This is a genomic window from Thermosipho melanesiensis BI429 (genome assembly GCF_000016905.1).
In the GTDB taxonomy this organism is placed as follows: domain Bacteria; phylum Thermotogota; class Thermotogae; order Thermotogales; family Fervidobacteriaceae; genus Thermosipho; species Thermosipho melanesiensis.
In genome coordinates, this window is record NC_009616.1 from 555,953 (window position 1) to 580,636 (window position 24,684).

At 31.3% G+C, this 24,684-nt stretch carries 28 protein-coding genes; 17 read left to right on the forward strand and 11 right to left on the reverse strand.

Annotation, left to right across the window (positions count from 1 at the left end):
* Positions 1 to 220: 220 nt before the first annotated feature.
* Complete coding sequence (locus TMEL_RS02700; protein WP_012056746.1) at positions 221 to 1,393, reverse strand: TM0106 family RecB-like putative nuclease; 1,173 nt, start codon at positions 1,391 to 1,393, stop codon at positions 221 to 223.
* Between the two features lie 105 nt (positions 1,394 to 1,498).
* Here TMEL_RS02700 and TMEL_RS02705 point away from each other — a divergent pair, with 105 nt between their 5' ends.
* The 4 genes from TMEL_RS02705 to TMEL_RS02720 are packed head-to-tail and all read left to right on the forward strand — an operon-like array spanning position 1,499 to position 5,641.
* Positions 1,499 to 3,043 (forward strand): ATP-binding protein, encoded by a 1,545-nt coding sequence (locus tag TMEL_RS02705; protein ID WP_012056747.1) that lies wholly within the window; start codon positions 1,499 to 1,501, stop codon positions 3,041 to 3,043.
* A 17-nt stretch (positions 3,044 to 3,060) separates the two neighbouring features.
* Positions 3,061 to 4,614: an ATP-binding protein gene (locus tag TMEL_RS02710; protein ID WP_012056748.1), complete on the forward strand. Its 1,554-nt coding sequence runs from the start codon at positions 3,061 to 3,063 to the stop codon at positions 4,612 to 4,614.
* A 2-nt stretch (positions 4,615 to 4,616) separates the two neighbouring features.
* Positions 4,617 to 4,988 carry a Rid family detoxifying hydrolase gene (locus TMEL_RS02715; protein WP_012056749.1) on the forward strand — a complete coding sequence of 124 codons (372 nt, stop codon included), beginning with the start codon at positions 4,617 to 4,619 and terminating at the stop codon, positions 4,986 to 4,988.
* Entirely contained in the window at positions 4,985 to 5,641 is a 657-nt protein-coding gene (locus tag TMEL_RS02720) for an endonuclease III domain-containing protein (RefSeq protein WP_041425940.1), read from the forward strand. Before TMEL_RS02715 ends, TMEL_RS02720 begins: the two co-directional genes overlap by 4 nt.
* Here TMEL_RS02720 and TMEL_RS02725 read toward each other — a convergent pair.
* Entirely contained in the window at positions 5,611 to 6,861 is a 1,251-nt protein-coding gene (locus tag TMEL_RS02725) for an SLC45 family MFS transporter (protein ID WP_012056751.1), read from the reverse strand. The two genes, TMEL_RS02720 and TMEL_RS02725, sit on opposite strands and share 31 nt — an antisense overlap.
* Before the next feature lie 94 nt (positions 6,862 to 6,955).
* Here TMEL_RS02725 and TMEL_RS02730 point away from each other — a divergent pair, with 94 nt between their 5' ends.
* From TMEL_RS02730 to asnS, 4 genes are read left to right on the forward strand one after another with little or no spacing between them, the layout of a single operon-like run.
* Positions 6,956 to 7,336 (forward strand): methylglyoxal synthase, encoded by a 381-nt coding sequence (locus TMEL_RS02730; protein ID WP_012056752.1) that lies wholly within the window; start codon positions 6,956 to 6,958, stop codon positions 7,334 to 7,336.
* Between the two features lie 4 nt (positions 7,337 to 7,340).
* Complete coding sequence (locus TMEL_RS02735) at positions 7,341 to 8,138, forward strand: Cof-type HAD-IIB family hydrolase (RefSeq protein WP_012056753.1); 798 nt, start codon at positions 7,341 to 7,343, stop codon at positions 8,136 to 8,138.
* On the forward strand, positions 8,086 to 8,793 hold the full coding sequence (locus TMEL_RS02740) for a hypothetical protein (RefSeq protein ID WP_012056754.1): 708 nt from the start codon (positions 8,086 to 8,088) through the stop codon (positions 8,791 to 8,793). The genes TMEL_RS02735 and TMEL_RS02740 overlap by 53 nt, the downstream gene beginning before the upstream one ends.
* An 18-nt stretch (positions 8,794 to 8,811) precedes the next feature.
* Complete coding sequence (gene asnS / locus TMEL_RS02745; RefSeq protein ID WP_012056755.1) at positions 8,812 to 10,107, forward strand: asparagine--tRNA ligase; 1,296 nt, start codon at positions 8,812 to 8,814, stop codon at positions 10,105 to 10,107.
* 70 nt (positions 10,108 to 10,177) lie between these two features.
* Here the strand turns inward: asnS and TMEL_RS02750 are convergent, their stop codons facing one another.
* The 7 genes from TMEL_RS02750 to TMEL_RS02780 are packed head-to-tail and all read right to left on the reverse strand — an operon-like array spanning position 10,178 to position 15,956.
* Complete coding sequence (locus TMEL_RS02750) at positions 10,178 to 11,653, reverse strand: carboxypeptidase M32 (RefSeq protein ID WP_012056756.1); 1,476 nt, start codon at positions 11,651 to 11,653, stop codon at positions 10,178 to 10,180.
* A 15-nt stretch (positions 11,654 to 11,668) separates the two neighbouring features.
* The gene (locus tag TMEL_RS02755; RefSeq protein ID WP_012056757.1) at positions 11,669 to 12,502 is read right to left on the reverse strand and encodes a GNAT family N-acetyltransferase; all 834 of its coding nucleotides are present in this window, start codon (positions 12,500 to 12,502) and stop codon (positions 11,669 to 11,671) included.
* On the reverse strand, positions 12,483 to 12,821 hold the full coding sequence (locus TMEL_RS02760) for a L7Ae/L30e/S12e/Gadd45 family ribosomal protein (RefSeq protein ID WP_012056758.1): 339 nt from the start codon (positions 12,819 to 12,821) through the stop codon (positions 12,483 to 12,485). The genes TMEL_RS02755 and TMEL_RS02760 overlap by 20 nt, the downstream gene beginning before the upstream one ends.
* A gap of 2 nt (positions 12,822 to 12,823) precedes the next feature.
* Positions 12,824 to 13,603 carry a GTP cyclohydrolase FolE2 gene (folE2, locus tag TMEL_RS02765; RefSeq protein WP_012056759.1) on the reverse strand — a complete coding sequence of 260 codons (780 nt, stop codon included), beginning with the start codon at positions 13,601 to 13,603 and terminating at the stop codon, positions 12,824 to 12,826.
* 2 nt (positions 13,604 to 13,605) lie between these two features.
* Positions 13,606 to 13,815, reverse strand: a complete 210-nt coding sequence (locus TMEL_RS02770) for a hypothetical protein (protein ID WP_012056760.1) — start codon at positions 13,813 to 13,815, stop codon at positions 13,606 to 13,608.
* Positions 13,816 to 13,819: 4 nt separating this feature from the next.
* Positions 13,820 to 15,091, reverse strand: a complete 1,272-nt coding sequence (locus TMEL_RS02775) for a glycosyltransferase (protein WP_012056761.1) — start codon at positions 15,089 to 15,091, stop codon at positions 13,820 to 13,822.
* A complete protein-coding gene (locus TMEL_RS02780) occupies positions 15,072 to 15,956 on the reverse strand; it encodes a carbohydrate kinase family protein (RefSeq protein WP_077277068.1) in 885 nt (294 codons plus the stop codon). The genes TMEL_RS02775 and TMEL_RS02780 overlap by 20 nt, the downstream gene beginning before the upstream one ends.
* A 71-nt stretch (positions 15,957 to 16,027) precedes the next feature.
* On the opposite strand from TMEL_RS02780, the gene dnaN reads away from it, so the two are divergent.
* The 4 genes from dnaN to TMEL_RS09910 are packed head-to-tail and all read left to right on the forward strand — an operon-like array spanning position 16,028 to position 18,722.
* Entirely contained in the window at positions 16,028 to 17,128 is a 1,101-nt protein-coding gene (gene dnaN / locus TMEL_RS02785; RefSeq protein WP_012056763.1) for a DNA polymerase III subunit beta, read from the forward strand.
* Positions 17,129 to 17,141: 13 nt separating this feature from the next.
* Complete coding sequence (locus TMEL_RS02790; protein ID WP_012056764.1) at positions 17,142 to 17,561, forward strand: type II secretion system protein; 420 nt, start codon at positions 17,142 to 17,144, stop codon at positions 17,559 to 17,561.
* Positions 17,558 to 18,328, forward strand: a complete 771-nt coding sequence (locus tag TMEL_RS02795; protein ID WP_012056765.1) for an ABC transporter ATP-binding protein — start codon at positions 17,558 to 17,560, stop codon at positions 18,326 to 18,328. The genes TMEL_RS02790 and TMEL_RS02795 overlap by 4 nt, the downstream gene beginning before the upstream one ends.
* A complete protein-coding gene (locus tag TMEL_RS09910; RefSeq protein ID WP_012056766.1) occupies positions 18,321 to 18,722 on the forward strand; it encodes a GNAT family N-acetyltransferase in 402 nt (133 codons plus the stop codon). The genes TMEL_RS02795 and TMEL_RS09910 overlap by 8 nt, the downstream gene beginning before the upstream one ends.
* Before the next feature lie 24 nt (positions 18,723 to 18,746).
* Here TMEL_RS09910 and TMEL_RS02805 read toward each other — a convergent pair whose 3' ends face one another.
* The gene (locus TMEL_RS02805) at positions 18,747 to 19,910 is read right to left on the reverse strand and encodes a flagellin N-terminal helical domain-containing protein (RefSeq protein ID WP_012056767.1); all 1,164 of its coding nucleotides are present in this window, start codon (positions 19,908 to 19,910) and stop codon (positions 18,747 to 18,749) included.
* Between the two features lie 116 nt (positions 19,911 to 20,026).
* Here TMEL_RS02805 and amrS point away from each other — a divergent pair, with 116 nt between their 5' ends.
* From amrS to TMEL_RS02830, 5 genes are read left to right on the forward strand one after another with little or no spacing between them, the layout of a single operon-like run.
* Positions 20,027 to 21,007: an AmmeMemoRadiSam system radical SAM enzyme gene (amrS, locus tag TMEL_RS02810; protein WP_012056768.1), complete on the forward strand. Its 981-nt coding sequence runs from the start codon at positions 20,027 to 20,029 to the stop codon at positions 21,005 to 21,007.
* Positions 20,980 to 22,035 carry an FAD:protein FMN transferase gene (locus TMEL_RS02815; protein ID WP_041425942.1) on the forward strand — a complete coding sequence of 352 codons (1,056 nt, stop codon included), beginning with the start codon at positions 20,980 to 20,982 and terminating at the stop codon, positions 22,033 to 22,035. The genes amrS and TMEL_RS02815 overlap by 28 nt, the downstream gene beginning before the upstream one ends.
* Positions 22,036 to 22,047: 12 nt before the next feature.
* Positions 22,048 to 22,383, forward strand: a complete 336-nt coding sequence (locus TMEL_RS02820; RefSeq protein ID WP_012056770.1) for a YbaB/EbfC family nucleoid-associated protein — start codon at positions 22,048 to 22,050, stop codon at positions 22,381 to 22,383.
* A gap of 8 nt (positions 22,384 to 22,391) precedes the next feature.
* Positions 22,392 to 23,063 carry a rhomboid family intramembrane serine protease gene (locus tag TMEL_RS02825; RefSeq protein ID WP_012056771.1) on the forward strand — a complete coding sequence of 224 codons (672 nt, stop codon included), beginning with the start codon at positions 22,392 to 22,394 and terminating at the stop codon, positions 23,061 to 23,063.
* Positions 23,060 to 24,100, forward strand: coding sequence for a hypothetical protein (locus tag TMEL_RS02830; RefSeq protein WP_012056772.1), 1,041 nt, complete (start codon positions 23,060 to 23,062; stop codon positions 24,098 to 24,100). The genes TMEL_RS02825 and TMEL_RS02830 overlap by 4 nt, the downstream gene beginning before the upstream one ends.
* Before the next feature lie 17 nt (positions 24,101 to 24,117).
* On the opposite strand, the gene TMEL_RS02835 is transcribed toward TMEL_RS02830, so the two are convergent.
* Complete coding sequence (locus TMEL_RS02835) at positions 24,118 to 24,645, reverse strand: hypothetical protein (protein ID WP_012056773.1); 528 nt, start codon at positions 24,643 to 24,645, stop codon at positions 24,118 to 24,120.
* Between the last annotated feature and the right edge of the window lie 39 nt (positions 24,646 to 24,684).

Here is a 24,684-nt window from a genome sequence, read left to right on the forward strand (position 1 = left end):
GGAAAACTGGTTCCAAGGGGGGATAGGGGGTCGCTGCTCGTTATAAAGGTTAGCATATGTTTTGTTACATCTCAATACATGTGAAAAAAAGATTAAGTTAAGAAAGTTAAAATTTGTTAATTATTTGGAATATGAAAACTTATTTATTTTTGCTAGCTAATTATCATTATTTCCACTTTTTGAAAAATTTCTCTGTTAATAGCAAAAAAATAATGAAAAATTAACTTGAAATTTTGTTAACAACATCTAATAAAAGCTTTGTGGCTCTTACATCATCCTCATTATATTTCAAAATTTCTTTCAAAATTGATTTATCTTTTGTTCGCAAAAATTCTTCAAACTTTTGTACGACGTTGTTTCCATTTAAGGTTGTTCTCCAGTTAAAACCAAAATATTTTGCCAGTGATTTTAAAGAATATGAAATAGTTGGTACCGCAATGTTTCTGGAAAAAATTGTGTACAGATCAACAAATACTAACTTTGGATTTCTTAATTTGTATTTTTTTATTAACTTGTTTATTTGCAAAGGTTCATAATTATAATAATGATATACAGGTAAATTTTTTTCCTTTAAAAATTTTAATAGATTTTTTACTGCAATTTTTTCCTCCTTTTTTTTGGTGGATAAAAACGGAATATATCTATCATTATATAGAACTCCAAACAGGAAATGAAAATCGTTGTAGCTTTCTATATCAAGAAATATCCCGGAACTTAATCTAGATATTGAATTTATCAATATCACCTTTTTTTCTAAAAAAGCTTTTGCCTGTGCAATGATTTTATTTGTTTTCCCCTTAAAAATTTCTTTAACTTTTTTTTGATTTTCAACCAAATCATCCAATGTATTTATACCGTATTCTTTTAGCTTTTCAAGCCTATACTTTCCAATTCCCCTTATTAAAGAAATATCTCTATACGCCATAAGTTCATTAGTACATTCAAAACTGTACTTGCAAAACTTACATTCAGGGTTTAATTTAGGTCTAAAATAGTTATTTTCGGAAAAATACTGAATAGCGTTTTGAAATGAATTTATGTATTTTTCCCAAGGCATTTTTACGTTGTAGTAGTTACTCTTAAAAATTACTTCTATTTCCTTATTCGTAAATTTTGAAACAACATAGGCATATCCAGCAGCCTCAAGGTAATGATACTGATAAAGCCTTTTTCCCCTTCTTCTAGAAATAATTGTTATTTTTTCACCAATTATTATTTCAACGTTTTTTACAACTAAAGTCACACCAAGAAAATCATACGCCAAAGATATATTCTCTTTCCCCTTTTTAGGTAAATAGCTTAATGTATTATCAAAACTTTCATTTTTTGATTCTAAAAAAAATTTCTTTGGACAAAAAAAGTAAGTTCTAATTTTCGATATGTTAAATATCATTTTTTCACCCTATTCTTTTTGGTTTATGAACACCAATACAATTGTACATCATATTTTTTTCTTTGAAAATGAGCAATGTGATATAATCTTTACGGAGGTGTAGAAATGAAAAAGCTGCCGATAGGGGTACAGGATTACAAAAAGATAATAGAGGGGGATTACGTTTACGTAGATAAAACGAAATACATATACGAACTAATAAGCTCAGAAGTACCAATATTTTTATCACGACCAAGGAGGTTTGGGAAGAGTTTAACGATATCGACGTTGTATTACATATTCAAAGGGGAGAAAGAACTTTTCAGAGGAACATACATATACGACAAGTGGGATTTTAAAGAGTATCCTGTGATAAAAATAAGTTTATTAGATGTAGTTAGTGAAACAGAAAATGATTTAAAAGAAGGGTTACTAAGAATAATTAAAAAGGAAGCAAAGAAATATAATCTAAGCCTTGAAAGTAATCATTTCAAGTATTCATTTGATGAACTAATTATTACATTATCAGAGAAAAAGGGGGAGAAAGTAGTAATATTGGTAGACGAATACGAGAAACCGATACTAGACAATGTAACGAACAAAGAGAAAGCAGAAAGGTATAGAGAGATATTAAGGGATTTCTACGTTACGATAAAATCGAAAGATGAATACATAAAATTTGTTTTTATGACAGGGATAACGAAGTTTACAAAGACAGGGGTATTTTCGGCATTAAACAATTTGAATGACATATCGTTGAACAAGAAATATTCACAGATGCTAGGGTACACACAAGAGGAGCTAGAGTATTATTTCAAAGAACACATAGAAGAGACGGCAAGAGAGATAGGGATGGGGAAAGAAGAGTTAATAGAGAACCTGAAAGAATACTACAATGGATTTTCATTTGATGGGAGGAGGAGTGTATACAATCCATTTTCGATATTGAGATTTTTTGAAGAGAGAGAATTTAAGAACTATTGGTTTGAGAGTGGGTCACCATCGTTTTTGTACGAATACATAAAGGGGAGGAAAGTGACATATGAAGAGCTAGTGAAATATCCGGTAAGTGCAATGGATTTTACGACGAGGGAGATAGAAGATGCGAATGCGAACATATTCTTTGCCCAGGCGGGATATTTGACGTTTAAAGGAGTAAAAAAAATAGGATTAAGGGAAAAATACATATTAGACTATCCGAACATAGAAGTGAGGAACAGCTTTTCAAAGTTAATATTAGAGGCAAATTATGGGATAGAAGGGACAGAAGAGATTGAGAATAGGATATATGAGAAGATAGAAAAGGGAGAGATAAAGGGATTAATAGAAGAGATAAAGAGGATAATAAGCAGTATACCATACAATTTACACAGGGGAGAAGAGAGATATTATCATTCATTGATATACACGATAATAGCGTCAGCGGGAGTGAATGTGACAGCAGAGGAATTAACGAGTATAGGTAGGAGTGACATAGTGATAGAAGAAAGGGGAAAGGTATACATATTTGAGATAAAGATAGACAAAGGAGCAAGGGAAGGGATAAGACAGATAAAAGAGAAGAGGTATTATGAGAAATACGTAGGGAAAGAGATATATCTGATAGGGATAAAGATAAGTTCGAAAGAGAGGAATATAGAAGAGTATGTGATTGAGAAAGTAGGAGGATAGAAGGAAGAGGTGTAGAAATGAAGAAGCTACCGATAGGGGTACAGGATTATAGAGAAATAGTAGAAGAAAATTATGTTTATGTAGATAAAACAAAATATTTGTATGATTTAATGACAAGTGGGAAGTTTTACTTTTTATCACGACCAAGGAGGTTTGGGAAGAGTTTAACGATATCGACGTTGTATTACATATTCAAAGGGGAGAAAGAACTTTTCAGAGGAACATACATATACGACAAGTGGGATTTTAAAAAGTATCCCATTGTACGTATAAATTTACTGGATGTTGCAACAGATAACGAAGAAAGATTAAAAAAAAGCTTAGCAAAAATAATAAAATTAGAAGGGGAAAGGAATGGGATAGAAATAAAAGAGGAAGATTATAAATTTGCGTTTAATGAGTTGATAATAAAGCTTTCACAAAAAGGGCGAGTAGTAATATTGGTAGACGAATACGAGAAACCGATACTAGACAATGTAACGAACAAAGAGAAAGCAGAAAGGTATAGAGAGATATTAAGGGATTTCTACGTTACGATAAAATCGAAAGATGAATACATAAAATTTGTTTTTATGACAGGGATAACGAAGTTTACAAAGACAGGGGTATTTTCGGCATTAAACAATTTGAATGACATATCGTTGAACAAGAAATATTCACAGATGCTAGGGTACACACAAGAGGAGCTAGAGTATTATTTCAAAGAACACATAGAAGAGACGGCAAGAGAGATAGGGATGGGGAAAGAAGAGTTAATAGAGAACCTGAAAGAATACTACAATGGATTTTCATTTGATGGGAGGAGGAGTGTATACAATCCATTTTCGATATTGAGATTTTTTGAAGAGAGAGAATTTAAGAACTATTGGTTTGAAAGTGGGTCACCATCGTTTTTGTACGAATACATAAAGGGGAGGAAAGTGACATATGAAGAGCTAGTGAAATATCCGGTAAGTGCAATGGATTTTACGACGAGGGAGATAGAAGATGCGAATGCGAACATATTCTTTGCCCAGGCGGGATATTTGACATTTAAAGATGTAAGAAGGTATGGATTTGAAGAAGAATACATATTAGACTATCCGAACATAGAAGTGAGGAACAGCTTTTCAAAGTTAATATTAGAGGCAAATTATGGAGTAGAAAAAGAAAAGATAAAAGAGGTAAATAGAGAGATAATAAAGTCGTTAGAAAAAAATGACATAAGAAGAATGATAGAAGAGATAAAGAGGATAATAAGCAGTATACCATACAATTTACACAGGGGAGAAGAGAGATATTATCATTCATTGATATACACGATAATAGCGTCAGCGGGAGTGAATGTGACAGCAGAGGAATTAACGAGTATAGGTAGGAGTGACATAGTGATAGAAGAAAGGGGAAAGGTATACATATTTGAGATAAAGATAGACAAAGGAGCAAGGGAAGGGATAAGACAGATAAAAGAGAAGAGGTATTATGAGAAATACGTAGGGAAAGAGATATATCTGATAGGGATAAAGATAAGTTCGAAAGAGAGGAATATAGAAGAGTATGTGATTGAGAAAATAAAAAATCAGGAGGTGTAAAAATGCAATTAATTAATCCAAAAAATGGCCCAAAGGCTATAGGTCCATATTCCATAGCCGTTAAAACGGGAAATCTGGTATTTGTATCTGGACAACTTCCAATAACAGATTCTGGTGAATTAATAAAAGGAAACATAAAAAAAGAAACAGAGATAATTATGAAAAACATTGAATTAATTTTAAAAGAAGCGGGTAGCTCTATTGAAAAAATTGTAAAGGTAAATGTTTATATGAAAGACATCTCAAAATTTTCTGAATTTAACGAAATTTACGAAAAACTACTCAACGGTCATAAACCTGCAAGGGCTGTTGTAGAAGTTTCAAAACTTCCAAAGGATTCTGATATTGAAATAGAAGCAGTAGCGGAGGTATAAATTTGAAAAATTTGTATAATTTACTAAAAAAAGAATATGGAAAATTGGGAAAATGGTGGCCAGGAACTTCAACTGAAATATTAATTACTGCAATACTAACCCAAAACACCAATTGGAAGAACGTTGAAAAAGCAATGGAAAATATTTATAAATTTACCACAAAAGATAATTTACTATTTTTCCTTTATGACACACCAAAAGAAAAATTAGCAGAGATTATTAAACCTGCAGGTTTTTTCAATATAAAAGCAGAAAGGATTAAAAATTTACTTAATTTTCTAAAAAAACGCAACTTTAACCTAAAATATGTGGAAAAAGAACCAAATCTAAGGGAAAAACTATTAAAAATTAAAGGAATCGGCAAAGAAACTGCCGATTCCATTTTGTTGTATGCATTTGAATTTCCCATTTTTGTTGTTGATGCATATACAAAAAGATTATTAAAAAGAATATATGGCTTAAACATTGAAGATTACGATAAAATACAAGAATTGTTTCATAAAAACTATCCTAAAGACACAAGACTTTATCAAGAATTTCACGGATTAATAGTAGAACACGCAAAAAAATACTGTAGAAAAAAACCGTTGTGTAGTAAATGTTTCTTTGGTAAAAAATGTAATTACTTAACATCTCCTCTTCGTACATACTGAAGGAATATTGTCGCAATTACAAATGAAACTGTTGAAAAGTATATCAAAGAATCATATCCCAACTTATCTATGAAAAAACCAGAAAGTGGAGGAGCAATTATATTAGCACTCATTGAGAAAAAGTAGTAAAGACCCGTATATCCTCCTAATTTTTCTTCACTTGTCATATCAACAACTGTAGGTAAAGAATTAACATTAACCATAGCCCAACCTATACCACCTAATGTAAAATATATAAATAATAATCTTGTTATTGTTCCAGTATCTTTAAAAATATAAGTTGAAATTACAGTTAAAAGAGAAATCAATGCAACTATCATTAGCCCAATAGTCATTGTCTTTTTTCTGCCTATTTTTGAGCCAATAATACCCGCTGGTATGGAAAATAACATAAAAGTTAACGAAAAAAATCCAAGTATAAACGCACCAGTACTTTCACTAATACCAACTCTAAATTTTGCATAACTTGTGAAAAAAGTTTCCAATGCATTGTAACCAACAAACCAAAATAAAATAGCAATAAGAATCATTAGTAAACTTTTTTCCTTTGAAAAGAATACTTCCTTAAGATTTATTTTTAATTCCCCAAAACTTTTTGAAAACACACTTGAAAATTTTACTTTTTCTCCAGTCCTTATTTTATATTTTTCATCCTCCTTAATAAAAATTACCACTAAAAGAGAAGCAACTAACATGATTATTGCACCAAGCCAAAATGGCAATGCATAATTTTTATCATAGAGGGGCTTTCCAGCAAAATAAGCAAGAAGTGCACCTAACCCTCCCATGAAATTAATTATGCCATTTGCTTGACTTCTATATTTTGGAGGCGTAATATCAGGCATTAATGCAATTACAGGGGATCTAAAAAGTGCCATAAAAAAATTCATGAATATGATGTTCAACATAAAAAACCACAAAAGGTGGAGAGTTCTTGCAAAGGGTATAAGCGAGAAAAACAAAGCACCTAAAGGAGCTCCAATAAGGATATACGGCATTCTTCTTCCAAATCTTGAGCGTGTCTGATCACTTAATACCCCAATAAGTGGTAGCATAAAAATAGCAAAAATATTATCAATTGTCATAACAAAACCTATACTTGTTGAAGAAAGTGAAAAATCTTTTAAAAATATTGGTACATAAGCATTGTACAACGGCCAAAGTATACTAATACCAAAAAAACCAAAACCAAGTAAAAACAACTTTTTGTAATTTTTCATACCATCCCCCCTAATAAAAAATTCGTATTTATTATATCACAACTGTGATATAATAAATAATAATGTGAGGTGAGAAAATATGTGAGGTGAGAAAATGCTAAGAGTTGCTCTAATTGCACACGATAAGAAAAAACTCGATTTAGCTATGTTTGTAAAGGAATGGAAAAGTGTATTTGAAAAATGTGTGCTATTTGCCACTAAAACTACGGGTAAAATTATTGAGGAAAAAATAGGATTAAAAGTAACAAAATTAGAATCTGGTCCATATGGTGGAGATTTGCAAATAGGGGCTTTAGTGGCAAATGGCGAAATTGATTTTGTTATTTTCCTAAGAGATCCATTAACTGCTCAACCTCATGAACCAGATGTTTCTGCACTTCTTAGAGTTTGCGATGTTCATAACGTACCACTTGCTACAAATTTGGCTACAGCTGAAGGATTAGTACTAGAAATTAAAAGAAAACTAGAAAGGTGATTTTATGGTATTTGTATTTGATTTAGATGGAACCCTCTTAAAAAAAGATTATACTATTTCAACTGAAACAATAGAATTTTTAAAATCGCTGGAAAAATGTGGCCATAAAATCGTCTTTGCAAGTGGTAGAATGCTTGTTTCTGTAAGAAAGGTGATAAACAAATTTTTTCAAAAAGAATATCCCATAATTGCATATAATGGTGGTATGCTTCATTTACCAAACAAAGGAGTTGCATATGAAAAAAGTATAGATTTCGATAATGCAAGTAAGATAATTAGCTTTTTAAGAGAAGAAAACGTTCATAGACAGGTATATGTTGATGACAAACTCTATGGAGAAGAAGATAACGATGAAATAAAATCATATGCAAAGCATGCAGATGTAGATTACTACATAGTAGATGATTTGGTAAAATTAATTTATAAAAAAACCCCCACAAAAATACTATCAATAGCACATTCAGAAAAGATAAACACTTTAAAAGACAAAATAAAAAAGTTGAATTTAAATGTAGACGCTTTTAAAAGTATGGATATATTTTTAGACATAGTACCAAAGAATGTTAGCAAGGGAAAAGCTTTAAAATTTTTGCTAAAAAAATTGGAAATAAATGAAAAATTAGTAGTGTTTGGAGATAATCACAATGATATTTCTATGTTCAAAATAGCTGACATTTCCATAGCAGTAGAAAACGCTGTGGCTGAACTTAAAAGGGAGGCGGATTATATTGCCCCTTCGAACGATCAAAATGGCGTTTTTTTTATTCTTAACAATTTATTTTCAGATCTTATTATCTGCTAAAATTGCGTATATCCCACTTGAAAATATTTTAAAGAACGTTTCATTAATTTGTCTTGGAAGTTTAGGTGATTTAACATTATCATATAATGCTGGAGTTGCAGCGGGATATATACTGAAAAATGAAGGTTATGATGCTTATGTGGTTGGTGTTCTTGATTCTTTGAGTATCGATGATAAAGAACCATTTCACAGGGTAAATTCTTCTGCTTTTATTACGGCACATGTGTATTCATTATTTTCAAAAGGACTTTTAACCGCAGGAGTTATACCTTTATTCAATGGAAAAATAATCGATACAGAAATCATATACTCTTTAAATACAAGAAATGCAACATACCCTATTTTTGTAGAATCTGAGCTTGAGTTAAAAAAAATAAAAGAGATGGGATATAAAGGTACAGTGATTTTAAAAGAGGATTTGGAAGATTATATAGATAAAATCAAATTATTTTGGAAAATAAAAAGTCTAAATACTGAAGATATAAGGATTAAAATTCTTAAAAACTCCGCAATTTGGCTTGGTGGGGAAAAAAAGATATATATAAATGAAATATTTAGAGAAAGTGGACTAATTATTTTTTCAAAAGATATTTTAGACTATGCTCAAGATGTTCTAGATGGCTATAAGCAACCAACGGGAAGGAAGCCTTGGTAAAAATAGGAGGTGTTAAGCATGTGGGTTTACATTAGAGATTTAAAAAATTACGTTGGAAAAGAAGTAGAGTTAAGAGGATGGGTCTGGAGAAGCAGAAGTAGCGGGAAAATTGCTTTTATAAACATGCGTGATGGTACTGGTATAGTTCAAGTGGTGGTTGAAGCATCTTCCGTAGATGAAGAAACGTTTAAAAATACAAGAAAACTCAGAATGGAATCGTCATTAATTGTGAAGGGAATAGTAAAAGAAGAACAAAGAGCTCCAGGTGGTGTAGAGATTCACGCAACTCATGTAACTCCTGTACAAATACCTAGCGAAGATTTTCCCATCAATAAACCAGATCATAGTATAGAGTATTTGATGGATCATAGACATTTATGGCTCCGCTCACGAAGACAAATGCATATTTTAAATATTAGAGATACTGTGTTAAAAGCCATTAGAAAATTTTATTGGGAAAACGGCTTTATACAAGTTGATACACCTATTTTCACAGGAGCAATAGGAGAATCTGCCGGTAATTTATTTAAAATAGATTACTTTGATTATGGAAAGGTATACCTTGCCCAAACTGGGCAATTATATTTAGAAGCCGCATGTATGGCACTTGGAAAAGTTTTTAATTTGGGACCAACCTTTAGGGCAGAAAAATCAAAAACAAGAAGACATTTAATAGAATTTTGGATGAACGAAGCAGAAGTAGCATATTATGAACACGAGGATAATTTAAAACTTCAGGAAAATCTTGTAAGTTATATTATTAAATACATTTTGGAAAATGCATCAGAACATCTACACGCACTAAATAGGGATACATCCAAGTTAGAAAAGATTGAACCACCATTTCCAAGGATTACATATACAGAAGCGGTAAAACTCCTCCAAAAGAAAGGATACGATATAGAATGGGGAGACGATTTTGGTGGAGATGAAGAAACGGAAATTGCAAAACAATTTGAAAAACCTGTTTTTGTAACGCATTATCCAAGAAAAGCAAAGGCATTTTACATGCAACCAGATCCAGAAAATCCAGACGTGGTTCTTTGTGATGATCTTATTGCTCCAGAAGGTTATGGTGAAATAATAGGTGCATCTCAAAGGATTCACGACTATGATTTACTTGTAGAAAGATTAAAAGAATTCAACCTACCAGTGGAAGCATACGATTGGTATTTAGACCTAAGAAAATTTGGTTCTGTCCCACACAGTGGATTTGGGTTGGGTATAGAAAGAACAATAGCTTGGATTGCTGGATTAGAACACATAAGAGAAGCTATACCATTCCCAAGAACCTTGTATAGAGTCCATCCCTAATAAAAGTCCAAGCCTTTTGGCTTGGACTATTTTTTGCTGCTCTTTTAGTAACAAAAAGACCGTTTATAACCTAATGAGTTATCCTATAAACCTTTGAATATTTTTCTTTTATATAACTTACAAAGTAGTTAGGATTTAACTCTTCACCTGAAATTTCCTTAATAAGTTCGTTTGGTTCAAGAACTTTTCCTTTTGAGTGTATCTTATTTCTTAACCATGAAAGTATTTCATCAAACTGACCTGATTGTATTTTTTCCTCTATATTCTGTATATCTTTTTTCATAGCAAATAATATCTGCGATGCGTATAAATTACCCAACATGTAAGATGGAAAATAACCAAAAGAGCCATGTGCCCAGTGAACATCCTGTAATACACCTTCAGCATTATTTTTTGGTGTTATATTTAAATATTCTTTCATCTTTTCATTCCAAAGCATTGGCAATTCTTCAACGGTTATTTTGTCATTTATTAACGCCTCTTCAAGTTCAAATCTTAGCATAATATGAAGGTTGTACGTTACCTCATCAGCTTCTGTACGTATTAAAGACCTTTCAACAATATTTATTGCACGCCAAAATTCTTCTACTTCTACATCTTTGAACCTTGGGAAATACTTTACAAATGTAGGATATACAAAATTCCAAAACTCTAAGCTTCTTCCCACAATATTTTCCCAAAACCTTGACTGACTTTCATGTATTCCCATTGATGCCCCATCGCCAATAGGAAGCTCTCTGTATTCTTCTGGTATTCCTTGTTCATATAAAGCATGTCCACATTCATGGATGGTACTAAAAATAGAATTTTTAATATCATATTTGTCAAATCTAGTAGTAATCCTTACATCATTATGAGAAATTGAAATTGTAAATGGATGTGCTGATGCATCTAACCTTCCAGATGTCAAATCATAGTTTAGCATTTTCAAAAGTTCTAAAGAAAATTCTCTTTGTTTTTCTACATCGTATTCCCCTTCTAAAATATCTGTGTTTGGCTTTTCACCATTCTCTAATTCATCTACGAAATCCACTAAAAATTTTCTAAGAGTTGGTATGATCTTTTTTAATGTTTCTGTTTTAAGTCCAGGTTCGTAATTGTCTAAAAGTGTGTCATATCTATTCTTTTCATAGCCAATATGTTCTATTACTTCTTTTTGAAGTTTAACCACCTTTTCCAAATGAGGTTTAAATATATTGAATGCTGCCTTTTCCTTTGCCTTTTGCCATGCTTGCTGTGACAATGCATTTGCAATTTGAAGTTCTTTAAAAAGCTTTGGTGGAATTTTTTCAACCTTTTCCAACTCTTTTTTTACTAGTCTTATTATAGCTTCATCTTCTGAAGTTTTCGGATTTGCTGATTCTAAATATTCTTTTGTTTTCTCAGAAACAAATTCTTCAAAAACATAAGTTGATATTTCCCCTATTATCTTTGCCCTTCTTTCCGCAGCATTCGATGGCATATACGTTTCCATATCCCAATGTAGAAGGGCTAGGGCATTTTCAAATTTAGATAATCTTTTTAAATGATTTTTAAGTTTCTCCATAAATATCCCCTTTCATTACAATTTTTTACGCATTTCAGATTGGGTTAAAATTGATTCAAAACCATTTTCTTTTAGTGCATTAAATAATGGATCATCTTCAGGAACAGAAGTTGCAGAAACAATACTGCAATTTGTTTCGGTATTTAAAAAGTTTAGCGCACATTTTGCAAGTTCATTCCACTCTTCTTTGGTTCCCATATCTACAATGTACACACTGTTATCTTCATTTTTCCCCCACACAAGGTAGCCCTCTGTATTCTTAGTTATTAATCTTACATATTTGTATCTACCATCTGCAAGTAGTAAAGTAACTGGTTCTCTTTGCCAGTTCGGCTTTCTACCAGAAAGTTGTAAGTTTAAAGAAACTGTATACACATACCTTGGTTCCACCTTTATAGCCCGAAATTCCACAGGTTCAAAATCCATATCTTTTTTTACCATTAGATGCAATTTTCTTATTTCTCTAAAACCGTGTTTTTCATAGAATTTGTATGCCCTTAAATCTTTTGTAATTACTTCCAAAGATATGTTTTGAATACCTTTCCATTTTAGGTAGTTTGTAGCATGTTCTAAGATAAAACTTGCTGTTCCAGTACCCCTCTCTTCTCTTATTACTCCCATCGCATCAATTCTCGCCCTTTCATGCCTTATGCTATTTACTATAAATCCCACTGGTTTTTGTCCTTTTAAAAATATGAAGCTATCTTCAAGTGAAATAGAATTTTCCCTAACATCCATTTCAAAATTTACCACATTCCAATTTACTGGCACAGTGTAATCTTGAAAGACTTTATTTACCAAGTTTACAAAATCAATAAGAGAATATTCATTAAGAGTTAATATTTTCATTGTTCCCCCCCTCTTTGGAAAAAGCTAATATACTTTTCACCATACTTTCATCTAAAACCCCTAAAACGGATATGTTGAACATCCCCGTAGCCTTTGATAAAATTTCTTTTGTTGCAATTTCTATATATGGAACATTAGAAATTTCACATCTTATTTTCACGTCTTTTTTTACTCTTTCACCTGTATCTTTTGCCATTACTATTATTTTATTCCTTAATTTAGTATTTTTTATATAGTCTCTTATATTATCCTTACCATATACCAATTTTTTTGCTTTTGAGGCAAAACCAAGTAATGTTAAAATTTTTTGTTCGTTCACACTTACACCTCCATTATTGTTGAATCTACACATGCAAATGCATTATGATTATGTATTGATTCGTAGCTTTCCACCTCAACCTTAAACCAATTAATCTTTGGATTATCTTTTAACCTGATTGCTATATCCCTTGCCACATCTTCAACAAATTTTGGATTTTCATAGGCTTTTTCTGTAACAAACTTTTCATCTGGTCTTTTTAACAGCGAAAATAAAGGAACACTTGCGGAATCTTCAGCAATTTCTATAAGTTCCTCAAACCATACAAGTTCAGAAGTTTCTACCTCTATCCTTACGTTCGCTCTTTGATTGTGTGCATTATATTTACTTATCTCTTTTGAACATGGACACAATGTTTGAACTGAGACTTCAACTATTGTATAAAATTCACATTTTTGTGGACCATCATATGCACTAAAACCACATAAATATTCCATGTAGCTTTCTATTTTTGTTACAGGTGCTTTTTTCTTTAAAAAATACGGGAACATTATCTCAATTTTTGCACTTTGCGCTTTTAATGTTTGTTTTAAATCGTCTAAAATCTTTTTAATCGTTTTAGGGTCTATTTTTAAATGAAATTTGTTAAACACTTCCAAAAACCTGCTCATGTGCGTTCCTCTAAAATCCTTTGGAAGATCTACATACATATTTATATCTGCTACTGTATTTTGAACCTTATTTTCCCTATCAAGCACCTGTACGGGATATTTCAATTTTTTTATTCCAACATGTTTTAATGGAATTTCTCTGGTATCCTTTTCACTTTGTACGTCCTTCATACCTACTTCCTTTCTAATAAATAATTTAGTTCGTCTAATTTGTTCTTTGTAATATAATCCTCAAACCTCACATCACCGTTTACAAACATCTCATACGCTTTATTTAACTTTTGCGCATATTCATATTTTTCCTTTACGTTTTCGTATGAAAAAAATGTAAATAAAAACAATATTCCAAATACGGTAATGAGAATAAGGTAAAATTTCTGCATTTACTCACCCCATTTGTTTTTCAAAAAATTCTGGAAGAATTACATTTTCCTTTTCTATCAAATTCAGATATTCTTTTGCACACCTTTCCCATGTATACTTTTCCATTACTCTTTTATAACTTTCTTCGCTCAATTTTTCGTAATTATCTTTTATTTTCAACGCTGCTTCCTTGAATTCTTCATGCGTTGAAACAAGATGCCCATACTTTCCGTTATCTAATATTTCTACAGGTCCCCCATTTCTTGTTGAAATCACCGGTAATTTACATGCCATTGCTTCTATTATTGCAAGGCCAAAAGGTTCATAATGTGATGTTAAGGCAAATATACCTCTATGTTTTGCTGCAGAGTTATATAACTTTGCCAATTCTTTTTGGGAAGTGATTACTAAAAATTTACCTTTAGCTTTTTTGGCTTTTTCAATTAATTGCCTTTCATATCCTGTGTATTCTTCCGGTTTTTTTCTCAGTACAATAATCAATTCAAAACCGTCTTTTAAATATTTGTTGAAGCTTTCTATAACAAATTCAATGTTTTTTTTTGGGTCTAACCTGCTTGAAACTATAATTGGCAGCTTTGAAAATTTATATTCATCTGTATCATCGGGATAAAAAATATTTGTATTTACCCCAGGTGGTATTACAAATATCTTATCTTTTATCTCAGGGTATACATCTATATACTCGTTGTGCGAATATTGTTCTTCTTTTTCTTGTTGTGTACTTGTTACAATAAAACTTGCATATTTCATTGCAACCTTTTCCGCGCTAATCCTTATTGAAAACCTGTATCTTTCCTCTGCATCTTTTGCATTTTTGAATTTATCCTTTTTTTGTGCGCCGAGAGAATGAGCCGTAAACGAGTAAGGAATGTGGGTTAGTTTCTTAAACATTGCTCCTGCAATACCACCATCACCATAATGAGTAGTAACAAAATCTGGAAACCCTTCCTTTTGATAAAATCTATATATGTTCTTTACATATTCACCCAAAAAGTCCCATAATCTTTCCTTATTTAAAAATTTATCTCCTCCAAATGCAATTCTTACAATCCTTACGTTTTCAGCATCTGGGTAATAATCAAAGTCACCTGAAAACTCCGGCCATTTTTTGTCAATTATTTTTCTTGTAATAATATCTACTTTATTCCCCATTTTTCCCATAGCTTTTGCTAATTCTTTAACATATATCAGTTGACCCCCAAAATCTGGGTGCTCCGTAAGGTGGCTATCTTTTTTGTCAAAATTTCCTTGTGGATTAAAGAACGCTATTTTCATATCTTTCCACCTCTTCAAGATATTCTGATATATCCTTTAGTTTTACAACCCCTCCTACTTCTCCAATAACATGCAATGAAATTATTGTTCCAAATAATGCCGCTTTAAATATTGAAAAGTTGTTTAATAATCCATAATAAATCCCAGACCAAAAAGCATCTCCTGCTCCTGTTGTATCAACAACTTTTTTTGCTGGAATTTTTATATGTTCTATCTTTTTGCCATCTGAAACTAACGCACCTTCCTCTCCCATTGTTAAAATAACGTATTTTATTCCAAAATCGTGTAATAACTCTATATATCTTGTTCTTGGTAATGGCCCAAAAATTTCCCTAGCATCATCAAGTGAAGGCTTTACAATAAAAGTATTTTTTAAAACCTCGTACACAAAATCAAGATTTATCTTTTTACATGGAAAAATTTTCTTCCTACAATTGGGATCAAATGCAATTTTAGTTTTAGTCAAAATATGTTTTATTTTTTCAATTCCATTTGTAATAGCCCAGCAACTTAAATGAATAAATTCAAATTTTTCAAAATCTAAGTTTGGAATTTCCAAGTTCATATCTTCATCTCTGTAAGGGATAAAATCAGGCGTACCTTTAGAAGCAAACACTATAACCGTAGAGGTATTTCCACTACCAACTTGTATGTAATTGGTTTTAATATTTTCCCCTTCAAGCGTTTGAATTATTTCTTTTCCAAAAAAATCATTCCCCACCCTTGAAATTACCACCGTTTTTATGTTAAATTGATTTAAATTGCGTGCAATATTTAATGGACTTCCCCCTATTCTTTTAGTAAAATTTTCACCATCACTTGATATTAAATCTACTAAACTTTCCCCTATAAAAGCTATCATCATATCACCTCTTTTTTATTTTATCACAAATTTGTGGTAAAATATTAAGAAAAGACATTATAAGGAGGGATTTGATGTTAAGTTTCCTAATAAATAAAAGTGAATTAGAAAAGAAAATATCAGTAGCAGCAAATGCAGTAGGATCAAAGACAGTAGACCCTATTTTGCAGTGTCTGCTTTTTTCCCTTGAAAATGAAACACAAATATACGCCACAGATATGCAAACATTTGTCATCTCAAAATTAAATGTTTATGAAATTAACGGTAATGGAAAATTCGCAGTAGACGCAAAATTATTAGAGGAAATAGTAAAAAACGTTGATACAGAACAAATATTGTTTAGCTATGATATGGGAAAACTCGTTTTAAAAAGTGGAAAAAGTTCATTTAATCTTTCAACACATTCGGAACCTGACAAATTCCCACAAATAGAATTAGAGGAATCTGGTATAAAATTTGAATTGGAAACATCAATATTATCAGAAATGATTGATAGAGTTTTATTTTGCGCTTCTACTGAAAGTGCAATGAGAGCTTTAAATGGAGTTTACTGGGAAGCAAAAGGTGGATATTTAAGGCTTGTTGCCAGTGATGGTTATAGATTAGCCTTGACAGAACAAAAAGTGAATATAGATGCGGATTTTGATTTCATACTTTCTTTAAAAAGCATGAAAGAGTTAGATAATTTAATTAAACAAACTGATGAACCTATATTAACCGTAAAATTTGACCACAAAAAAGTATGGATAAGTGCCGGAGATATAACGGTTATAATGAGAATAGTTGAGGAGGTATTTCCAGACTACAAAAGAGTTCTACCTAAGGTATTTAAAACAAGAATAATATTTAATAAAGAAGAGTTCCTTGAAGCATTGAAGAGGATAATGATAATCTCAAAAAGAGGCGATGAAAAAGTACGATTGCAAATCAATGACAATATCCTGGTATTAAACAGTCAAAGTCCAGAATATGGTGAAGTAAACGAAGAAATTTCCATTGAACAAGAAGGAGAAGATTTATCCATAAATTTCAATCCAAAATTTTTAAACGAAGCTGTAAAAAAGATAGAAGAAGATGAGGTGGTTTTTAATTTTGTTGATGACCTTAGTCCTATGCAAATAAATTCAAAAGATGTTAACGAATATTTATATATTGTTTTACCAGTAAGAGCTTGAGAGGATGACAAATATGAAAAAAGGATTTACTTTAGTAGAGTTGTTAATAGTTTTAGCGGTTATTTCTGCATTGCTATCAGTTGCAACTCCAGTGGCATTAAGGGCAGTTGCAAAGGCAAAAGCAACACAGGTTGCTATGAACCTTAGAAATCTATCCACTTCATTGGAACAAGCACTTTTACTTTACCCCGAAGAATTCAATAAACAAGAATTAGATGGTAAAAATGTGGTGTTTGAGCTCTATAAAAGAGGGTTTATTAATACAGATTTATCATCAAACGGTTATGTAATAAATATAACAAATGATAAGTTTATTATAAAATACCTCAATTCGGATATTGATTTAACACTAGTTAAAAGTAGTTATCCAGCGGTAAAAAGCGGAACGAATAATGGAAAAGAATATGTTTACGTGGAGGTTAATATTCCGTGATTGATGTAAAGAATGTAGGAAAAAGATATGGAAACACTTGGGTTTTAAAAAAAGTAAGTTTTTTCGCACACAAAGGTGAAGTAATTGGAGTAATAGGCAAAAATGGCAGTGGAAAAACAACATTGTTGAAAATAATTTCTGGTATATTAAAACCAACTGAGGGAAACATATATTTAAACTCACATTTAATTTCATACATACCTGAAAAACCAATATTAATACCAGAATTAACATTACTCGAAAATTTAAAGTATTTTGCAAAGTTGAGAAATATAGGAGATGAAAAAATAAAACATGAGATTTCATTCTTTAAACTTGAAGAACATACAAAAAAAAGACCTAATGAGTTATCAAAAGGATTAAAACAAAGACTTTCCATGGCTATATCCCTTTTGATAGAACCTGATATTATATTACTTGATGAACCAACAAGTGGTTTAGACGTAGAATCCAAAAAAATTATAACCAACAAAATTTTAGATTTAAAAAAGAGTGGGAAAACTATTTTGTATATAACTCATGAAGATGAAGAAGTAGAAAGAATATGTGATAGGATATTAATTTTAGAAAATGGGTTAATGAAGTTTCTTGGTACTATTGAAGAATTTTGGAAAGAATATGAAAGATTTGTATATGTAACTTTTTCAGAAAACAAAAAAACAAAACTTTTAAGAATAGAAGATTTAAAAGATTTAGAAGAAGATTTTATTCATGTCAGAAGTATTGGTATAAGGGAATTTTTATCTGGAGGGATAGAAAATGAATGATATAAAGATAAAAATAATTGATGGATTGAATAAAAACTCAGATGTGTATTTCCAACTTGAAAAGGATAAAGAAAACATAGGAAAAATTTTCCTAAAAAATTTAGATTGGATTAATAGAAGCACAGAAGTTATTTTCAACATCTCAAATCAATATTTAGAAGATAGCCTAAAGTTATTAATGAAACAATCCTTTGAATTTTTAAATTTAAATAGAATTTATATAAAAGTTCCTGAATACGAAAAAGATAAAATAGAAATTTTAAAAGGTTGTGGCTTTTTAAAAGAAGGCCTAGAAAGACAAGGAATTTTTTTTAAAGGAAAATTTTGGGATTTACTATGCTTTTCTATTCTAGCAGAAGAATATTGGAGATTATCGGAAAATTTTGAAAAATAAAGTGGGCCGTTTTGGCCCACTTTATTATCTCAAGAGTTGTAATACATTTTGTGGTTGTGCATTGGCCTGTGCAAGCATCCCCATACTGCTTTGTAAGAGTATTTGCTGCTTTGTAAACTCCATCATCTCTTTTGCCATGTCTGCATCTCTTACACGGCTTTCTGCTGCTGTCAAGTTCTCTGCCGCTACTCCTAAGTTCGCTATTGTGTGTTCCAACCTGTTTTGTACCGCACCAAGTGCTGCCCTTTGTGAACTTACTTTGTGAATCGCTGCGTCTACTACCATTATTGCCTTTTCTGCCGCATCTTGTGTCGTTACATCAAGTGATGTTGTTGTTATTCCTAATGCCCCTGCACTCATATCATCTATTCCTGTAAGCATATTATGTCCTTCGTTTGAACCTATTTGGAATATCAATTGATTTGCCGCTGTGTTTACCGCTTCAACCCTAACAACAGCACTATCTACTACTTCTCCACTTGGTAATGCCCCTCCAAAATCAGAAAGGCTGAATACAGATGAATCCCAGGTAAATGTAATATTCCCTAATGATGCACTATTTGCACCCAAGGTGACAACTGTCGAAGATGTTCCTCCAGCAGTTATCAACGTAATCTTTACATCAAGTGCTGAAGTTTCAGAACCATTCAATTGACCAACTTCTACTATATATGTCCCTTCTGTAGCTGCAGAACTTACATCTCCAAGTTGAAGATTAATATTTCCACCAGTAACTACCTTTGCATCCACATCTGCCCTGAAGCTTTCGAGTTTACCATCAAGCAATTTTTTGGTATTAAATTCTGTTGTTCTTGCAATTCTGTCAATTTCTTCTCTTAATTGGTCAAGTTCTGCTTGAATTTGATTCCTATCAACATCTGTATTTGTGTCTGAGGATGCTTGAACTGCTAATTCTCTCATTCTTTGTAAAATAGAATGTACTTCTGTTAACGCCCCTTCTGCTGTTTGAATCAATGAAATAGCATCTTGTGAGTTCTTTATTGCCATGTTAATACCCTTAATTTGTCCTCTCATCTTTTCACTTATTGCAAGACCCGCTGCATCGTCTCCTGCTCTATTAATCCTAAGACCTGAAGAAAGTCTTTCTAATGTCTTTGACATGGACATGTTTGTTTGTCCTATACTTCTCCACGCATTTAATGCACTTATGTTATGATTTATCCTCATACCTTACCCACCTCCGTGTGTGTTTTTCAGAGTGCCTTGGACATTTATTTTATCGGATATATTACAAAAAACTTTAAAAGTTTTTTGTGGTATAATTTTAAAGGGTGGTGTTAATTATGAAAAAAATGGCTACTTTTTTTGAAGAAACGGATGGGGGATTAATATGCAAACTTTGTCCAAGAAATTGTTTCTTAAAAGAAAATCAAACAGGATTTTGTAGGGTGAGAAAAAACAAAAATGGAGTTTTGTATACTTTAAACTATGGCGAAATTAGCGCAATAGCTATGGACCCTATTGAAAAAAAACCTCTTTATCATTTTAAACCAAAAGACAAAGTCTTTTCAATAGGAATGTGGGGATGTAATTTTAGATGTAACTTTTGTCAAAATTGGGAAATCTCACAAAGTATACCTAGTGTAAAGAACGTTACACCATTACAAGTGGTAGAAATGGCTAAAAATAGTAACTCGAATGGTATAGCGTTCACATACAACGAACCCATAGTTGGATATGAATTTGTTCTTGACACGAGCCGTATCTCACATAAAGAGGGATTGTATAACGTATTGGTAACCAACGGTTATATTGAGTTTGAACCATTGGGAGTTTTAATACAAAATGTTGATGCCTTAAATATCGATTTAAAAGGTCCAGAAAGTTTTTACAAGGAATTTGGTGGAAGCTACAATCATATTTTAAAAGTGATTGAATTTGTAAAATCCAAAAATATACATGTTGAAATTACAATCCTTGTAATTCCAGGCAAAAATGATAACGAAGAAGAATTATCAAAAATATTTGAGGATATTTCAAAAATTAACAGGGATATTCCATTACACCTTACAAGGTATTTCCCTGCATACAAATACGAAATTCCTCCTACACCCATTAAAAAATTAGAAAGTTTGTACTATATTGCAAAAGAATTTTTGAATTTTGTATATTTAGGAAATGTTTTTGACAAGAAATTCGAGACAACTTTTTGTCCCGATTGCTATACAGAGTTAATTGTGAGGGAAGGATATAATGTAGAAATAAAAAATCTTACAGAAGGAGGAAAATGTAAAGTATGCGGAAGAGAAGTAGTAGTGATTTGAATAAACTATCAAAAATTTCACTAGCTTCTACTATTTTATTAATTTCAATGATTATTATAGTTTTAGTTGTAGTAGTATTTTTTAAGAAAACATCCAGGTATGAAACTTTTGAAACTTTTTCGCTTGGAACTTATGTACAACTAAGAATATCTACAAAAGCCAACGCCTCAATTATTGCTAGGGAAATATTCCAAGAATTTGATAGAATTACAAAAAAATTTAATCCTTATAACCCTGAATCGGTTATTTACAAGTTAAATAATAGCACTGATTGGGTAGAAGTTGATGACGAAACATTCGCAGTTATAGATTTGTCTTTACAGTATGCAAAAATGACTAGAGGTTCTTTTGACCCAACTCTTGGAAGACTTATCAAACTTTGGGGATTTGATAAATTTTCAGAAGAAGATAAACAATTTAAAGTTCCAAATAACGAAGAAATAAAAAATGCTTTGGAAAATTCTGGCTTTGAAAAGGTAGAGATAGATTACAAAAACAGAAAGATAAAAACCAATGGCGTTTGGTTTGACTTAGGTGGAATAGCAAAGGGTTATGCACTTGAAAGAGCTTATCAAATTGCTAAAGAAGCTGATAGAGAGTGCACAGGTTTTATTGAAGCAGGCGGAGATATAAGGATTTTAGGCCCAAAATTTGGAAAAGACTATTGGATTATAGGTATTAGAAATCCTAGAGGAAATGACAGTATAGACTATATATATTTAAAAAATGGGGCAGTTGCAACTAGTGGAGATTATGAAAGATATTTTGAAATAGGCGAAAAAAGATATCACCATTTACTTGATAGAAATACAGGTTATCCTGCATTAGGAGCTATAAGTGCAACAGTTATTGCAGATGACGCAATAAAAGCTGATGCTTTTTCTACAGCCGCTTTTATTTTAGGAAAGGATAAATGGCTGTACACACGAACTATATTACCCAAAGAAAATGCAGAAATATTTTTAGTTACAAATGAACAAAAAATTTTAAAAACAGACGGATTTGAATATTATGAAAATACATATTAAGGAGGTTTAAAAATGAAAAAATTAAAGAGTTTTGGTGGCAAAAACCTTGGAGGAAAATCTATGAATCAATTACAAAAACTTCAAGAAGAGATGCAAAAAAAACTTCAAGAAGTTGAAGAAGGTTTTTCTAATGTTGAAGTAGATGTAAGTGTTGGTGGTGGCGCAATAAAAATCTTTGCCACAGCAGATAGAAAAGTTAAAGATATCGAAATTGACGAGGATTTATTAGAAGATACTGAAACATTAAATGATTTACTAATAGCAGGAATAAATGAATTAATGGAAAAAATTGAAAAAATACGTGAAGAAGAAATGGCAAAAATAACACAAAACTTTTTACCTTTTTGAGGTGAGTTATGAAGAAAGAAAGCTTTTATTATCTTATTCTAATTAACATAATTATTCTTTTATTAATCGAAATATTAAAGTTTTTTATACCAAATGAAGTTATGCTTTATCTTTTATTCGGGGCACAATATGGCCCCCTTGTTTCTAGTGGACAATGGTATAGGATTGTTACTGCAATGTTTGTTCACGGTGGTTTTATTCATCTTGTTTTTAACATGTATGCGTTATATTTTCTCGGTCGTATAGTTGAAAACGTATATGGAACAGATAAGTTCTTGTTTTTTTACTTTTCAACAGGTATAATCGGGAATTTAGCAACACAATTTTTCTACTATAACTCATTTTCTGTTGGAGCAAGTGGCGCTATTTTTGGACTTGTTGGCGTTTTGTTTGCAGCAGGTTTTAGAAGAGACACACCATATACTTTAAAACCAATAACAGGAACGGCATTTCTTCCCATGATACTAGTAAACATTTTTTTGGGTTTTATACCCGGTTCGAATATTAATAACGCAGCTCATTTAGGTGGTTTTTTAAGTGGAATGGCATTGGGTTATTTTATTCCTATATATGAATATTCTTGGAATATAAGAAAATTGTGGAAGATTTTAAGTAGAGTTTTAGTTGGAGTTATTATTGTTTCTTACATATTCCTTATCATTGAGGGTGTGAAAGGATGAAAAGATTCATAATTCTTTTTTTGTTTTTTTCTGCTACTTTTTTTGGAAATTTCCTAATACTTTATCCTTCACATGGAATATTAGTAAAAAAAATTGAAGATGGTTTTATCTTACCAGAAAATTGGGAGATAAAGAACATTGATACAACATACCATATAGAAGATTTTGTTGTAGATGAAATGCTCAAGTATGTACCAAATATATCTGGTGAATTTGTTTATAAAGACAATTTACTCATTTCTAAAGATGGAAAATATTACAAAATCTTAGACGGTCATTTTTTTGAAGTAACCCAAATTCCCAAATTAGTAAAGAAAATATTTATTGATTCTCCAGAAGCAACAGCAACATTTTTGATAAATGGTGGTTTTGAATTTTCATATATACTTAAAGAAAGCGAATTATACCAATTTTTAAATATATTTGCTGATATAGATAATGCATTTGTATTAGTTGTATCTGAACCACGAAATACATACCGGACATTTTCCGCAAAACTAGAAGAAAAAAATATTGAAGGAAAAAAAATTTATCAGCTAGGTCAATTAGAAGGTTTAAAAAACAAAAAGCACGTACTTCTTGATAAAATAAATATTGTACGTTCTAACTACAATTTAATCGAAATAGGTGATTCTAGTGTGGATTGGCAACCAACTAATAGGTTAGTGTATATAAAAACCCCTAAACAGATTCCTAGTGGAAAAGTAAGTGTTTGGGAAAAAATTTTTAACAAGTTTTTACCTTTAGACGAGATTTTCTTACCCGACATAGATAGCGAAGCTGAAATATCACTAGGGAAATCTTGGGAAAATTGGTATAAATGGGAAATAAAGATGTCTTTGAATTTGGGAAACAGAAAAAAGGTTATAGGTAATCTATACCTAAAAGGAAATGGTAATTATAGAATAAAAATTTACGGGAAGAATATTGATATGAAAACCTCTGCAAAAATTATCAAAAAATTAGAAGATTACGTGATTCTAAGTGTTTCAGGGCCACAAACTGTATCTATTGAATATGAAAAAGACAAAAAATAAGCCTGAATCATTCAGGCTTATTTTTTCCCAATTGGATCTATAAAAGTCAAAGTGTTAAATACTCTAAGATAATAATTTGAGCTGTTATTCCAAAAATTTAAGGTTTCGACTATATTGTAATTGGTAATGTTTTTCAATATAAGATATAGGTATCTATATGCTATTCTTATTTGTAACCGTGGAAATTTAATAAGTTCGTCATGCGGAATGTTTTTTATTTTGTCTTTTAGCGAAGGAAAAAATGTTGTAACATAATCAACTGCAGATTTGTGAAGTTGACAGTAACCAACTGCATGTCCACTATCACCATATAAATTTTTAAAACCACTTTCTGATACAATTAATGCCACAAAAATTTGATATGGTACTTGTGGAAATTTTTCGTATTCTTCTGAGACAGTGCATGCTATTAATCGTGCCCTTTGCTCTGAAACTCCATAGTATTTTGCAACTTTGTATGTATACTGATACGCTTCTTTAAACATATTGTTTGAAAAAGCAATTAGTGAAAATATAGCAATTATCAAAAGTGTTATCTTTCTCATAATCATCCTCCTTAAAAATTTCTTTGCATCTTGGATTAT

Excerpts from the sequence above, each read along its gene's own strand:
- TMEL_RS02700 (WP_012056746.1), bottom strand. The coding sequence starts at position 1,393 with ATGATATTTAACATATCGAAAATTAGAACTTACTTTTTTTGTCCAAAG.
- TMEL_RS02705 (WP_012056747.1), top strand. The coding sequence starts at position 1,499 with ATGAAAAAGCTGCCGATAGGGGTACAGGATTACAAAAAGATAATAGAG.
- TMEL_RS02710 (WP_012056748.1), top strand. The coding sequence starts at position 3,061 with ATGAAGAAGCTACCGATAGGGGTACAGGATTATAGAGAAATAGTAGAA.
- TMEL_RS02715 (WP_012056749.1), top strand. The coding sequence starts at position 4,617 with ATGCAATTAATTAATCCAAAAAATGGCCCAAAGGCTATAGGTCCATAT.
- TMEL_RS02725 (WP_012056751.1), bottom strand. The coding sequence starts at position 6,861 with ATGAAAAATTACAAAAAGTTGTTTTTACTTGGTTTTGGTTTTTTTGGT.
- TMEL_RS02730 (WP_012056752.1), top strand. The coding sequence starts at position 6,956 with ATGCTAAGAGTTGCTCTAATTGCACACGATAAGAAAAAACTCGATTTA.
- TMEL_RS02735 (WP_012056753.1), top strand. The coding sequence starts at position 7,341 with ATGGTATTTGTATTTGATTTAGATGGAACCCTCTTAAAAAAAGATTAT.
- TMEL_RS02740 (WP_012056754.1), top strand. The coding sequence starts at position 8,086 with ATGGCGTTTTTTTTATTCTTAACAATTTATTTTCAGATCTTATTATCT.
- asnS (WP_012056755.1), top strand. The coding sequence starts at position 8,812 with ATGTGGGTTTACATTAGAGATTTAAAAAATTACGTTGGAAAAGAAGTA.
- TMEL_RS02750 (WP_012056756.1), bottom strand. The coding sequence starts at position 11,653 with ATGGAGAAACTTAAAAATCATTTAAAAAGATTATCTAAATTTGAAAAT.
- TMEL_RS02755 (WP_012056757.1), bottom strand. The coding sequence starts at position 12,502 with ATGAAAATATTAACTCTTAATGAATATTCTCTTATTGATTTTGTAAAC.
- folE2 (WP_012056759.1), bottom strand. The coding sequence starts at position 13,603 with ATGAAGGACGTACAAAGTGAAAAGGATACCAGAGAAATTCCATTAAAA.
- TMEL_RS02770 (WP_012056760.1), bottom strand. The coding sequence starts at position 13,815 with ATGCAGAAATTTTACCTTATTCTCATTACCGTATTTGGAATATTGTTT.
- TMEL_RS02775 (WP_012056761.1), bottom strand. The coding sequence starts at position 15,091 with ATGAAAATAGCGTTCTTTAATCCACAAGGAAATTTTGACAAAAAAGAT.
- TMEL_RS02780 (WP_077277068.1), bottom strand. The coding sequence starts at position 15,956 with ATGATGATAGCTTTTATAGGGGAAAGTTTAGTAGATTTAATATCAAGT.
- dnaN (WP_012056763.1), top strand. The coding sequence starts at position 16,028 with ATGTTAAGTTTCCTAATAAATAAAAGTGAATTAGAAAAGAAAATATCA.
- TMEL_RS02790 (WP_012056764.1), top strand. The coding sequence starts at position 17,142 with ATGAAAAAAGGATTTACTTTAGTAGAGTTGTTAATAGTTTTAGCGGTT.
- TMEL_RS09910 (WP_012056766.1), top strand. The coding sequence starts at position 18,321 with ATGAATGATATAAAGATAAAAATAATTGATGGATTGAATAAAAACTCA.
- TMEL_RS02805 (WP_012056767.1), bottom strand. The coding sequence starts at position 19,910 with ATGAGGATAAATCATAACATAAGTGCATTAAATGCGTGGAGAAGTATA.
- amrS (WP_012056768.1), top strand. The coding sequence starts at position 20,027 with ATGAAAAAAATGGCTACTTTTTTTGAAGAAACGGATGGGGGATTAATA.
- TMEL_RS02815 (WP_041425942.1), top strand. The coding sequence starts at position 20,980 with ATGCGGAAGAGAAGTAGTAGTGATTTGAATAAACTATCAAAAATTTCA.
- TMEL_RS02820 (WP_012056770.1), top strand. The coding sequence starts at position 22,048 with ATGAAAAAATTAAAGAGTTTTGGTGGCAAAAACCTTGGAGGAAAATCT.
- TMEL_RS02825 (WP_012056771.1), top strand. The coding sequence starts at position 22,392 with ATGAAGAAAGAAAGCTTTTATTATCTTATTCTAATTAACATAATTATT.
- TMEL_RS02830 (WP_012056772.1), top strand. The coding sequence starts at position 23,060 with ATGAAAAGATTCATAATTCTTTTTTTGTTTTTTTCTGCTACTTTTTTT.
- TMEL_RS02835 (WP_012056773.1), bottom strand. The coding sequence starts at position 24,645 with ATGAGAAAGATAACACTTTTGATAATTGCTATATTTTCACTAATTGCT.